This is a genomic window from Pseudomonas sp. PAMC 25886 (genome assembly GCF_000242655.1).
Taxonomy (GTDB): Bacteria; Pseudomonadota; Gammaproteobacteria; order Pseudomonadales; family Pseudomonadaceae; genus Aquipseudomonas.
The window spans coordinates 36,268-49,099 of record NZ_AHHC01000037.1 but is presented as its reverse complement, the minus strand read 5'-3'; the positions used below and the strand labels follow the sequence as shown (position 1 = coordinate 49,099).

Annotated in this window: 10 protein-coding genes and 1 pseudogene; 7 read left to right on the top strand and 4 right to left on the bottom strand. The window is 59.4% G+C overall.

Features of this window, described 5'->3' with window-relative positions; genetic code table 11:
* Positions 1-17: 17 nt before the first annotated feature.
* Positions 18-1,445 carry an exodeoxyribonuclease I gene (gene sbcB / locus MUM_RS0112030; protein ID WP_010169974.1) on the top strand — a complete coding sequence of 476 codons (1,428 nt, stop codon included), beginning with the start codon at positions 18-20 and terminating at the stop codon, positions 1,443-1,445.
* A gap of 90 nt (positions 1,446-1,535) precedes the next feature.
* Here sbcB and mvaT read toward each other — a convergent pair whose 3' ends face one another.
* On the bottom strand, positions 1,536-1,910 hold the full coding sequence (gene mvaT / locus MUM_RS0112025) for a histone-like nucleoid-structuring protein MvaT (RefSeq protein ID WP_005790963.1): 375 nt from the start codon (positions 1,908-1,910) through the stop codon (positions 1,536-1,538).
* A gap of 351 nt (positions 1,911-2,261) precedes the next feature.
* Between mvaT and purU the strand changes: the two genes are divergently transcribed.
* Positions 2,262-3,110 carry a formyltetrahydrofolate deformylase gene (purU, locus tag MUM_RS0112020; protein WP_010169973.1) on the top strand — a complete coding sequence of 283 codons (849 nt, stop codon included), beginning with the start codon at positions 2,262-2,264 and terminating at the stop codon, positions 3,108-3,110.
* A gap of 86 nt (positions 3,111-3,196) precedes the next feature.
* Positions 3,197-3,397, top strand: a complete 201-nt coding sequence (locus tag MUM_RS0112015; protein WP_010169972.1) for a hypothetical protein — start codon at positions 3,197-3,199, stop codon at positions 3,395-3,397.
* 10 nt (positions 3,398-3,407) lie between these two features.
* Here MUM_RS0112015 and MUM_RS1000000134990 read toward each other — a convergent pair whose 3' ends face one another.
* Positions 3,408-4,172, bottom strand: a complete 765-nt coding sequence (locus MUM_RS1000000134990) for a methyl-accepting chemotaxis protein (RefSeq protein WP_442962328.1) — start codon at positions 4,170-4,172, stop codon at positions 3,408-3,410.
* 93 nt (positions 4,173-4,265) lie between these two features.
* A pseudogene (locus tag MUM_RS1000000134985) lies at positions 4,266-5,297 on the bottom strand (HAMP domain-containing protein); the annotation flags it as partial.
* A gap of 197 nt (positions 5,298-5,494) precedes the next feature.
* Between MUM_RS1000000134985 and MUM_RS0112005 the strand changes: the two are divergent.
* Positions 5,495-6,973 (top strand): helicase HerA-like domain-containing protein, encoded by a 1,479-nt coding sequence (locus tag MUM_RS0112005; RefSeq protein WP_010169970.1) that lies wholly within the window; start codon positions 5,495-5,497, stop codon positions 6,971-6,973.
* Positions 6,974-6,993: 20 nt separating this feature from the next.
* On the opposite strand, the gene MUM_RS0112000 is transcribed toward MUM_RS0112005, so the two are convergent.
* Entirely contained in the window at positions 6,994-7,449 is a 456-nt protein-coding gene (locus MUM_RS0112000) for a DUF721 domain-containing protein (protein ID WP_010169969.1), read from the bottom strand.
* Positions 7,450-7,754: 305 nt separating this feature from the next.
* Here MUM_RS0112000 and secA point away from each other — a divergent pair, with 305 nt between their 5' ends.
* The 3 genes from secA (at position 7,755) to MUM_RS0111985 (ending at position 12,815) form a co-directional block, all read left to right on the top strand.
* Positions 7,755-10,490 (top strand): preprotein translocase subunit SecA, encoded by a 2,736-nt coding sequence (gene secA / locus MUM_RS0111995; protein ID WP_010169968.1) that lies wholly within the window; start codon positions 7,755-7,757, stop codon positions 10,488-10,490.
* Between the two features lie 121 nt (positions 10,491-10,611).
* Positions 10,612-11,829 carry a bifunctional glutamate N-acetyltransferase/amino-acid acetyltransferase ArgJ gene (gene argJ, locus MUM_RS0111990; RefSeq protein WP_010169967.1) on the top strand — a complete coding sequence of 406 codons (1,218 nt, stop codon included), beginning with the start codon at positions 10,612-10,614 and terminating at the stop codon, positions 11,827-11,829.
* A 41-nt stretch (positions 11,830-11,870) separates the two neighbouring features.
* Complete coding sequence (locus MUM_RS0111985) at positions 11,871-12,815, top strand: Nudix family hydrolase (protein ID WP_010169966.1); 945 nt, start codon at positions 11,871-11,873, stop codon at positions 12,813-12,815.
* Positions 12,816-12,832 lie beyond the last annotated feature (17 nt).

Sequence of the window (12,832 nt, the reverse complement as noted above, 5' to 3'; positions counted from 1 at the left end):
CAGCACAGGAATAGCCCGTGACCACCATTTTCTGGTACGACTATGAAACCACCGGCATCAACCCGCGTACCGACCGCCCGCTGCAGGTAGCCGGCATTCGCACCGACCTTGAGCTCAACGAGGTCGGGCCGCCGGTCAACCTCTACTGCCAGCCCAGCGACGATATCCTGCCGCACCCGGCGGCGTGCGCGATTACCGGCATCACCCCCGGCGTGCTGGCGGAGAAGGGGCTGGCCGAAGCCGACTTCATGACCCGGGTGCACGCTGAACTGGCGGCGCCCGGCACCTGCGGGGCCGGCTATAACACCTTGCGTTTTGACGATGAGATGACGCGCTACAGTTTGTACCGCAACTTTTTTGATCCTTATGCCCGGGAATGGCAAGGCGGTAACAGCCGCTGGGACCTGATCGACGTGGTACGCACCGCCTACGCGCTGCGCCCGGACGGGATCGTCTGGCCGGAACAGGACGGGCGCGTCACCCTCAAGCTTGAGCGATTGACCGCCGCCAATGGCATCGATCACGGGCAGGCCCACGATGCCTTGTCCGATGTGCGCGCCACCATCGCCCTGGCCCGGTTGGTCCGCGAGAAGCAGCCCAAGCTTTACGACTGGTTGTTTCAATTGCGCAGCAAGCAGCGGGTCATGGACCAGGTGCGCTTGTTGCAGCCGATGGTGCATATTTCCGGTCGTTTTTCTGCCGAGCGTCATTACCTGGGCGTGGTGCTGCCGTTGGCCTGGCATCCACGCAATCGCAATGCGTTGATCGTCTGCGACCTGGGGCTTGATCCCCAGGGGTTGCTGGACGAGGACGCCGATACCTTGCGCAAGCGTCTGTATACCCGCCGTGACGACCTTGCCGAAGGTGAGTTGCCGGTGCCGCTCAAGTTGCTGCACATCAATCGCTGCCCGGTGGTTGCGCCGTTAAGTGTGCTTCGGGCGCAAGACCGTGAGCGCCTGCAACTGGATATGGATGAGTACGCTGCCCGTGCCCTGCGGCTAAGCGACGCACAAGAACTATGGCGCGATAAATTAGCGGCGATTTATGCCGAGGAAGATTTTGCGTCGAGCGCCGATCCGGAGCAGCAGCTATACGATGGTTTTATCGGTGATCGGGATCGACGTTTATGTGAACAAGTGAGAGTCGCCGAGCCTGAGCAACTAGCACGCCAGCAATGGCCGTTCGATGATGAACGTTTGCCTGAATTATTATTTCGCTATCGCGCCCGTAACTTCCCCGAAACCTTGAATAGTGAGGAGCAACAACGCTGGAGAGTTTTCTGTCAGCAACGTTTGTCAGACCCGCAATGGGGCGCTCCAAACACCCTTGAGGATTTTAAACAGGCGCGTCTTGAGTTGGCTGTTAGTGCTACACCGTTTCAGCGGCAGGTGCTTGATGAGTGGCAGGAATATGTTGACTCTTTAGCGACTCGAATGAGCCTGTAGTCGGCTCCCGGGTAAAACACGCGCAATAAAAAACGCCAGCAAGCTGGCGTTTTTTATTGCGTTGCGAATCACGCAGCGTCCTGACGAGGCTTAGCCCAGCAGGGTAGCCCAGCCTTCAACCACGTCGCCGCCCCACTTGGCTTTCCACTCTTTCAGAGTCTTGTGGTTGCCACCTTTGGTTTCAATCACTTCGCCGTTATGCGGGTTTTTGTATTGTTTAACCTTGCGCGCACGCTTGGTGCCGGTAGTTTTTACGGCGCCACGTGGAGCCTTAACTTTCGACTCTGGATCCAGCAGCGCGATGATGTCACGCAGGGATTTGGAGTATTCACCCATCAGGGTGCGCAATTTGCCTTCGAATTCCAGCTCGGTTTGCAGTTTGTCGTCTTGGGACAGGTTCTTCAAACGGGCTTGCAGCTCTTTGATAGCTTCTTCGGTGGCGCGGTATTCGTTGATCAGGGACATGGGGACTACCTTATGTAGGGCGCTGGGGTGAAAGGGGATAGTGGCCCAATAATAGTCAGACGGTTTGTCCAAGTAAACATTTAAGGCCGCATTTATGTAATTTACTTTGGATGTTTGTGGCAAAAGCGTGGAATTGAGTTAATTAGTAAGGGTTAAGCCCTAAAGATACTCTCGTTAAGTCTTGGCTTACTGCCGGAGTCCACGCGTTTGCACACATATAGTGGCTAAAACCTTACGCTATTAAGGGGCAGGGCTGACGCTCGCGATCAGAATAAGCGATGAGGAATACTGCAGTTTTTCTGCGCAATCGCTAGAATGGCGGCCTTTGCGAAGTTCTGGAGTTTCCCCCTAATGCGCACTTTTCGGCTGGTGATTGCTTGCCCGGACCGGGTTGGCATCGTTGCCAAGGTCAGTAACTTTCTGGCTTCCCACAACGGCTGGATCACCGAAGCAAGCCATCACTCGGACAATCTCAGCGGCTGGTTTTTCATGCGTCACGAAATCCGTGCCGATACGCTGCCCTTTGGCCTGGAGGCATTTCGCGAGGCATTTGCGCCGATCGCTGAAGAGTTCTCCATGACCTGGCGCATCACTGACACGGAACAGAAAAAACGTGTGGTCCTGATGGCCAGCCGTGAGTCCCACTGCCTGGCTGACTTGCTGCACCGCTGGCACAGCGACGAGCTGGACTGCGAGATCTCCTGCGTGATTTCCAACCATGACGACCTGCGCAGCATGGTCGAGTGGCACGGCATCCCGTATTACCACGTCCCGGTCAACCCGCAGGACAAGGAGCCGGCATTCAACGAGGTCTCGCGCCTGGTCAAGCAGCACGACGCGGACGTCGTGGTACTGGCGCGCTACATGCAGATCCTGCCGCCCGAACTGTGCAGTGAGTACGCTGGCAAGGTGATCAACATTCACCACAGCTTCCTGCCGTCGTTTGTGGGTGCCAAGCCGTATCACCAGGCATCCCTGCGGGGTGTGAAGCTGATCGGCGCAACGTGCCATTACGTCACCGAAGAGTTGGACGCCGGTCCGATCATCGAGCAGGACGTGGTGCGCGTCAGCCATAGCGACAGCATCGAAGACATGGTGCGTTTTGGCCGTGACGTCGAGAAGATGGTGCTGGCCCGTGGCCTGCGCTATCACCTGGAAGACCGGGTATTGGTGCACGGCAACAAGACCGTCGTGTTCTGATTGAAGCGTTTTGATTGAAGAATGAAGGGCCTGGGCGTTAAATCGCTACAGGCCCTTTTTCTTTGGCAACAGGTGAGGAGTGGAGAATGAGCGATCCATTGGATAAAGCCACGTCCAAAGCCCCCGCGACGCTGGGAGAGGGCTGTTTGAGTCGATATGACCCGGATGACCTGAGCAGTGAGGACGGCACCGAGTTTCCTGGCGCCGCCGAGTTGTGGGAACAGTTGCAGGACACATCTGATTCGCCGGAAGAAAAGGCGTCAGCCGCTGCGCAAGGCAGCAACTGAGCCTGCTGGATCAGATCCGGAAACTGCCCACCAATTGTTTCAAGCGCGCCGCCTGCTGTTCCAGGTCGGAGCAGGCCCGTAACGTTGAATGCAGGTTTTCCACGCCTTCCTGATTGAGGGTGTTGATCTCGGTGATGTCCATGTTGATCGACTCCACGACGGAGGTCTGTTCCTCGGTGGCGGTGGCGACCGACTGGTTCATGCCGTCAATTTCGCCGATGCGCAGGGTCACGCTGTTCAGGCGTTCCCCCGCGAGGTTGGCGATTTCCACGCTGTCCTGGCTGTGGCGTTGGCTTTCGCTCATGGTGCTGACCGAATCCCGGGCGCCCACCTGCAGCTCCTCGATCATCTTTTGCACCTGTTGCGCCGACTCCTGGGTGCGGTGTGCCAGGTTGCGCACTTCATCGGCCACTACCGCGAACCCGCGCCCGGCTTCCCCGGCTCGTGCGGCTTCAATCGCCGCGTTGAGGGCCAGCAGGTTGGTTTGCTGGGAAATGCTGGTGATCACCTCCAGGATTTGCCCGATGTTCACCGTCTTGCTGTTAAGCGCTTCGATATTGGTGCTGGAAGCGCTGATCATCTGTGACAGCTGGTTCATCGCCTTGATATTGCGCTCCACCACCTGCTGACCGTCTTCCGCCAGGTGCCGGGCATCGCTGGCCTGGCTGGAGGCTTGCGCGGCGTTGCGGGCGATTTCCTGGGCGGCGGCCCCCAGTTCGTTGATGGCAGCGGCGACGCTGTTGGTGCGATTGGCCTGTTCGTCGGAGTTGACCATGGAGGAGTTGGAGGCGCTGACCACCCGCAGGGCCACTTCATTGACCTGCTCGGTGGCCGAGGACACTTCGCGAATCGAGGTGTGAATACGTTCCACAAAGCGATTGAACGCGCTGCCCAGCACACCGAACTCGTCATGGTTCTGGATGGTCAGGCGGCGAGTCAGGTCGCCTTCACCGTCGGCAATGTCTTCCATGGCGCGGGTCATGACGTGCAGTGGCTGCAGCAGGATGCGGATCAGCATGCCCAGCAGGGCGATGATGATAACCACCGCGATAATCGTGGCAATGATCGCCGAGGTGCGGAATTCGCTGAGCATGGCGAAGGATTTGTCTTTATCTACCGACAGGCCGAGGTACCAGTTCACCGATGGCAAGCCCTTGATCGGGGTAAAGGTGACGATGCGGGTCTTGCCGTTAACCTCGACTTCGCTGAAGTCGCTGCTGATCTTGGGGGTAGTGTTTGGATAGACGTCGGCCAGGGTCTTCATCACCAGGCTCTTGTCGGGGTGTACCAGTACTTTACCGTCGGCGCTGACCAGGAAGGCATAACCCATGCCGCCGAAGTTCAGGGCGCCGATATTGTCCACCAGGGTTTGCAGGCTCAGGTCGCCACCCACTACGCCGACACTCTGGCCCGCTTTGCTGCTGGGGGTGGCAATGGAAATGATCAACTGGCCGGTGGCTGCATCAATATAGGGTTCGGTCAGGGTCGAGCCGTTGCTGCTCTGGGCCCCCGTGTACCAGGGGCGCACACGCGGGTCGAAGCCGTCGGGCATCTTGGTGTCGGGGCGGATCACGAAGCCGCCTTTGCTGTCGCCCAGGTAAGTCGCCATGAATGAAGAGGTCAGGGCTTTCTGTTCCAGCAGGCTGGCGACGGTGCTTGAATCAGGGTTGATGGCGATGTTCTGCGCGGCGCTTTCTATCAGCACAATGCGCCCGGCGAGCCAGGTCTGGATATTGCTGGCGGTGACATCGCCCATTTCATGCAGGTAGTTGTTCAGATCGTCGCGAATCGCATTACGCTGCAAGTAGTCGTTGTAGAGGGTAAACAACGCAAAGGCGGCAATGACGACAAGAGCGGCGGCAAGCAGGATTTTATGGCTGAAACGCAGATTTTTATTCATGGCTTGTGGGGTCCGCTATGGTCTTAATATCCGATGCACGTCCTTTTGGGGCGTGCAAAATGGCTGCGTCAAAAAAAGTGTGATATTTCCATCTGCTCCTGCAGGAATTATCCGGCCCATTTTTTCTAAGACTTTTTGGGTCTCTCGCGTTAACTGTATCGACCATGCAGTGCTAAAGATTAACCATGGGTGACAAAATGCCTGACTCCTCGCAACTCATTATTGGTGCAGATCTCAAAGGCCAGCCGATCGCCCAGTCGATGCGCCTGGCCAACCGCCATGGCCTGATCGCGGGCGCCACCGGTACGGGCAAGACCGTCACCTTGCAGCGCCTGGCAGAAGCCTTCAGCGATGCCGGCGTCGCGGTATTCGCCGCCGACATCAAGGGCGACCTGTGTGGCCTGGGCGCCGCAGCCAACCCTCAGGGCAAGGTCGCCGAGCGGATTGCCGGCATGCCTTTCCTTAATTACGCGCCCAAGGCTTATCCGGTGACGTTGTGGGATATTCACGGCCAGTCCGGTCATCCATTACGTACCACCATCAGTGAAATGGGCCCGCTGTTGCTCGGCAGCCTGCTGGAACTTACAGACAGCCAGCAATCGGCCCTCTACGCCACCTTTAAGGTGGCCGACCGCGAGGGGCTGTTGTTGCTGGACCTCAAGGACCTGAAGGCCCTGCTGAATCATCTGCGCTACCACCCGGAGTTGCTGGGGGAAGATGCGGCCTTGATGACCACGGGCTCAAGCCAGGCTTTGTTGCGGCGTTTGGCGGTGCTGGAGCAGCAGGGTGCCGAAGCGTTGTTCGGCGAGCCGGCCCTGCAACTGGAAGATATCCTGCAACCGGCCAGTGACGGCCGCGGGCGCATTCATCTGCTGGACGCCAGCCGCCTGGTGCATGACGCGCCGAAGGTGTACGCGACCTTCCTGCTCTGGCTGCTGGCCGAGTTGTTCGAGCAACTGCCGGAACGCGGCGATGCCGACAAGCCACTGCTGGCGCTGTTTTTCGATGAGGCGCATTTGTTGTTCGCCGACACCCCCAAGGCTCTGCAGGATCGCCTGGAACAGGTGGTGCGGTTGATTCGTTCGAAAGGTGTCGGCGTGTATTTCGTCACCCAGTCTCCGGGTGACCTGCCGGACACCGTGCTGGCACAACTGGGCTTGCGGATCCAGCACGGGTTGCGGGCGTTTACCACCAAAGAGCAGAAGTCCCTGCGGGCAGTGGCCGATGGTTTCCGTCCGAATCCGGCGTTTGATGCGTTGGCGGTGCTGACCGAGCTGGGTACCGGTGAGGCGTTGGTGGGAACCTTGCAGGAAAAGGGGACGCCTGAAGTAGTCCAACGCGTACTCGTGGCACCGCCGCAATCGCGGATCGGGCCATTGAGCGAAGCCGAACGGGCGGCATTGATTGCCAGCTCGCCGTTGCTGGGGCGTTATGACAAACCGATTGATCGCGAGTCGGCGTACGAAGTGTTGATGGCGCGCAAGGACTTGGGGCCGCAAGAGGAGGCGGCGCCCGCCGCTGAAGAACCGAGCTTCACCGACAAGGCCGGTGCGTTCCTTGGCACCACGGCCGGCAAGGCGCTGAAGTCCGCGATGCAGCAGGCAGCCAATCAGATGGGCCGGCAGTTGGTGCGAGGGTTACTGGGCTCGTTGTTGGGTGGCAGCAAGCGTAAATAAAGCAAGGGAGTCGCTCGCCCTCACGCCTTCGGTTTGGCGTGAGCGGCCAGGCGCTCCAGCGCAGCGCGCAAGTTCGGATCGGTAATCCCGTCTGCCGTGGCCTGAATCGTTTCGGCCGCAATCTCCGACAAGTCCATGGTATGACCCGCTGCACCTTGCTGCACGGTCGGCGGCTGCACCTTGAACTGGATACGCGTCAGGCTGGCGAATTCGTCGAAGGCCATCAATTGGCGCTGCAAGCGTTTTTGCTGATAACGCAGGCGCGTCGCCCAATGGCCGTCGGTGACGATCAGCAGCAGATTGCCTTCACGCCACGAGGCCACGTGGCAGTGTTCGCGGGCGGCGGGTTGCAGTTGGCTTTCTACCAGGCGTTGCAAATGACCAAGGCGTTGCGCATGGCCAAAGATGGCTTTTAAAGGCTTGGCTTCGCGAAGCAACACGGCGGGAGCACGGGCCGTAAGAGGGCGAAATGCCATGACTAGACACCTTAAGTAACAGAGAGGCCATGGTAGCAGAAAGCGTCTGCGACGCCGCGGCCATTGCATTACCGGCAGTTTATCCATTAAATCAACGAGTAACTTATTACCCGAATGGGTTGAAGTTCAGCAAAAAGCCCTTATTTTAAACAAGCCCTCCAAGAGCGCCGTGCCAGCATCGTGGAATAACGCCACTTTCCTCACCCACGTTTCCGGGTAGAATGCTCGTTCGCATGCGGCCGTGAGGGCTGCTCGGGCGACTCACGGGGCGCCCTCCATCCCTATGTGTGGAAGAACCTGCCGATATGTTTGCGCCTTTGTTAAAGAAACTTTTTGGAAGCAAGAATGAGCGCGAAGTCAAACGCATGCTCAAGACGGTGCAGCTGGTCAATGCCTTCGAAGAGCAGATGGTTGCCCTTTCGGACGAGCAATTGCGCGCCAAGACCGAAGAGTTCAAGGCCCGCATAGCCAAAGGTGAAACCCTCGACAAGCTGCTTCCCGAAGCCTTTGCGGTCGCCCGTGAAGCCGGCAAGCGTGTCATGGGCATGCGCCACTTCGACGTTCAGTTGATCGGCGGCATGACCTTGCATGAAGGCATGATTGCCGAAATGCGTACCGGTGAAGGCAAGACCCTGGTGGCAACCCTGGGCGTTTACCTCAATGCACTGTCCGGCAAGGGCGTGCACGTTGTGACGGTGAACGACTACCTGGCTCGCCGGGATGCCAACTGGATGCGCCCGCTGTATGAATTCCTCGGCCTGACCGTCGGCGTTGTCACGCCGTTCCAGCCGCCGGAAGAGAAGCGCGCCGCCTACGCTGCCGACATCACCTACGGTACCAACAACGAATTCGGTTTCGACTACCTGCGCGACAACATGGCGTTCAGCATGGAAGAAAAATTCCAGCGCGAACTCAATTTTGCCGTGATCGACGAAGTCGACTCCATCCTGATCGACGAAGCCCGTACCCCGCTGATCATCTCCGGTCAGGCCGAGGACAGCTCGCGCCTGTACACCGAGATCAACAAGCTGATTCCGCGCCTCGAGCAACACATCGAGGAAGTGGAAGGCGTGGTGACCAAAGAAGGTCACTTCACCATCGACGAGAAGACCCGTCAGGTCGAGCTCAACGAAGCCGGTCACCAGTTCGTCGAAGACATGCTGACCCAGATCGGCCTGCTGGCTGAAGGCGAGAGCCTGTACTCGGCGCACAACCTGGGCCTGTTGACCCATGTGTATGCCGGCCTGCGCGCGCACAAGCTGTTCCATCGCAACGTCGAATACATTGTGCAGGACGGCCAGGTCGTACTGGTCGACGAACACACCGGTCGTACCATGCCGGGTCGCCGTTTGTCGGAAGGCCTGCACCAGGCGATCGAAGCCAAGGAAGTCCTGAACATCCAGGCTGAAAGCCAGACCCTGGCCTCGACCACCTTCCAGAACTACTTCCGTCTGTACAACAAACTGTCCGGCATGACCGGTACAGCCGACACCGAAGCGTTCGAATTCCACCAGATCTACGGTCTGTCGGTGATGGTTATCCCGCCGAACAAACCGCTGGCACGTAAAGACTTCAACGACCTGGTGTTCCTGACCGCCGACGAGAAATACGCTGCAATCGTCGCCGACATCAAGGAATGCATGGCCCAGGGCCGTCCGGTGCTGGTGGGTACGGCCACCATCGAAACTTCCGAGCACATGTCGGGCTTGCTGAACAAGGAAGGCATCGAGCACAAGGTTCTCAACGCCAAGTTCCACGAAAAAGAAGCGGAAATCATCGCCCAGGCCGGTCGCCCAGGTGCACTGACCATCGCCACCAACATGGCCGGTCGTGGTACCGACATCCTGTTGGGCGGTAACTGGGAAGTGGAAGTGGCTTCCCTGGAAGACCCGACGCCTGAGCAGATCGCGCAGATCAAGGCCGACTGGCAGAAGCGTCACCAGCAAGTGCTGGAGTCCGGCGGCTTGCAGGTGATCGCTTCCGAGCGTCACGAATCGCGCCGTATCGACAACCAGCTGCGTGGTCGTGCCGGTCGTCAGGGGGATGCCGGTTCCAGCCGCTTCTACCTGTCCCTGGAAGACAGCCTGATGCGCATCTTCGCCTCTGACCGGGTGAAGAACTTCATGAAAGCCCTGGGCATGCAGTCCGGTGAAGCGATTGAGCACCGCATGGTGACCAACGCCATCGAGAAGGCCCAGCGCAAGGTAGAAGGCCGCAACTTCGACATTCGTAAGCAATTGCTCGAGTTCGATGACGTCAACAACGAACAGCGTAAAGTGATTTATCACATGCGTAACAGTTTGTTGGCCGCCACCAACATCGGCGAGACCATTGCCGATTTCCGCCAGGACGTGCTCAATGCCACGGTCAGCGCACACATTCCGCCACAGTCGCTGCCTGAGCAGTGGGATGTTGCCGGTCTGGAAGCGGCGTTGAAGAGCGACTTCGGTGTCGACTTGCCGGTCCAGCAATGGCTCGACGAAGACGACCACCTGTACGAAGAAACCCTGCGCGAGAAGCTCATGACCGAGTTGCTGGCCGCCTACAACGAAAAAGAAGAGCAGGCGAGTGCCGAAGCACTGCGCACCTTCGAGAAGCAAATCGTACTGCGCGTGCTGGACGACCTGTGGAAAGACCACCTGTCGACCATGGACCACCTGCGTCACGGCATCCACCTGCGTGGCTACGCCCAGAAGAACCCGAAGCAGGAGTACAAGCGCGAGTCGTTCACGCTGTTCTCCGAGCTGCTGGATTCGATCAAGCGCGATTCGATTCGTGTGCTGTCCCACGTTCAGGTGCGTCGCGAAGACCCGATCGAGGAAGAAGCTCGCCTGCGTCAGGAAGCCGAGGCACTGGCTGCGCGCATGCAGTTCCAGCATGACGAAGCGCCTGGTCTTGAGGCTCCGGAAGTGTTGGGTGAAGAGGTCGATGTGGCCCTGGCCCAGGCCCCGGTGCGCAATGAGCAGAAGCTGGGCCGCAACGAACTGTGCTGGTGCGGTTCGGGCAAGAAGTTCAAACACTGCCACGGCGAAATCAACTAAGATTTTCGCCTGACGCTGCAACACCCCGCGCCGCGACCGGCATCAGCCGTCGCGGCGTTTTGCCATTTTGTCACCGTCGATAGCGACGGGTCACACATCCACTATTTTTAGGAGCGCATTCATGGCTGTTGGTCTTGGTCCTTTGCCCACGTTGCACCCGGTTGCCGGTTTTGAACTCGGTATTGCTTCGGCCGGCATCAAACGCCCGGGGCGCAAGGATGTGGTGGTGATGCGCTGTGCCGAAGGCTCGACCGTCGCGGGTGTGTTCACCCTGAACGCGTTTTGCGCGGCACCGGTGATTTTGGCCAAGCAGCGGGTTGAAGGCCCGGTGCGTTACCTGTTGACCAACACCGGCAATGCCAACGCCGGCACCGGCGAGCCTGGGCTGGCCGCAGCTGCCCGCACCTGCGCCAAGCTGGCCGAACTGACTGGCGTTGATGCCAGCCAGGTGCTGCCGTATTCCACCGGCGTGATCGGTGAGCCGCTGCCGGTAGAGAAAATCGAAGGCGCGCTGCAAGCGGCACTGGATGACCTGTCGGTGGATAACTGGGCGGCTGCGGCCACCGGCATCATGACCACCGACACCCTGCCCAAAGGCGCGAGCCGCCAGTTTGTGCATGAAGGCGTGACCATCACCGTGACCGGCATCAGCAAAGGCGCCGGCATGATTCGCCCGAACATGGCGACCATGCTTGGCTACATCGCCACCGACGCCAAAGTGTCCCGTGACGTGCTGCAAAACCTGATGCTCGACGGCGCCAACAAGTCGTTCAACCGCATCACCATCGACGGTGATACGTCGACCAACGACTGCTGCATGTTGATCGCTACCGGCAAGGCCGACCTGCCGGAAATCACCTCGTCCAACGGCGCGTATTTCGCGGCGTTGAAGCAGGCCGTGTTCGAAGTGTGCATGGATGTGGCCCAGGCCATCGTGCGCGACGGCGAAGGCGCCACCAAGTTTGTGACGGTTGAAGTCAACGGCGGCGGCAATCACCAGGAATGCCTGGATGTGGGCTACACCGTGGCTCACTCGCCATTGATCAAGACTGCGCTGTTTGCCTCCGACCCGAACTGGGGCCGTATCCTGGCCGCTGTTGGCCGTGCCGGTGTGCCGAACCTGGACGTGAGCAAGATCGACGTGTTCCTCGGCGAGGTGTGCATCGCCAGCCGTGGCGCCCGTGCCGAGACGTACACCGAAGCCCAGGGTTCTGCGGTGATGCAGCAGGAAGAAATCACCATCCGTATCGAATTGGGTCGCGGTGAGTGCAGCGAAACCATCTGGACCACTGACCTGTCCCACGAGTACGTGAAGATCAACGCGGAGTACCGCACCTGACACCAGGCTGGTCTTCAAACCGATTCAGAGGAAATAGTGCGGTGAAACGAGTTCATGTAGCAGCAGCGGTCATCCGGGGTGTCGACGGCAGGATTCTGCTGGCGCGCCGCGCCGATACCCAGCATCAGGGTGGCCGCTGGGAGTTTCCCGGTGGCAAGGTGGAGGCCGATGAGTCGGTCGCTGCCGCGCTGTCCCGTGAGTTGCAGGAAGAGCTGGGTATCCAGGTCACAACGGCTCGTCCGTTGATCAAGGTGCAGCACGATTACCCGGACAAACAGGTGTTGCTGGATGTCTGGGAAGTCTCGGTCTTCACCGGCGAACCCCACGGTGCCGAAGGGCAGCCGCTTGAATGGGTCGCCCCGCGGGACCTGCCGAACTACGAGTTTCCGGCGGCCAATGCGCCGATCGTTGCGGCGGCGCGTTTGCCGGCGCACTACCTGATCACCCCGGGTGAGCTGGAAACCCCCGTGCTGTTGCGCGGCATTCAAAAAGCCATCGCTGGCGGCATCAAGCTGGTTCAGTTGCGTGCCCCCAACGGTTACGACCCCAAGTACCGCGACCTGGCGGTGGACGCCGTAGGCCTGTGTGCGGGCAAGGCGCAATTGATGCTGAAAGGGCCGTTTGAATGGCTGGGGGATTTTCCCGCCGCCGGCTGGCACATGACTTCGGCGCAACTGCGCAAGTACGCCAGCAAAGGGCGACCTTTGCCCAAGGACCGCTGGTTGGCGGCGTCTTGCCACAATGCTGAGGAATTGGCGTTGGCGGAATTGATGGACGTGGATTTCGTGACGTTGTCGCCGGTGCAGCCGACCCAGACTCATCCGGATGCCCAGCCGTTGGGTTGGGAGCAGGCGCAGCAGTTGATCAGCGGCTTCAGCAAGCCGGTGTTCCTGCTCGGTGGGGTTGGGCCTGCCGAGCTGGAAAAGGCCTGGGAAGCCGGTGCTCAAGGTGTGGCAGGGATTAGGGCGTTCTGGCCTGAGGTTTAAGGACCAGGCCGGGGCGC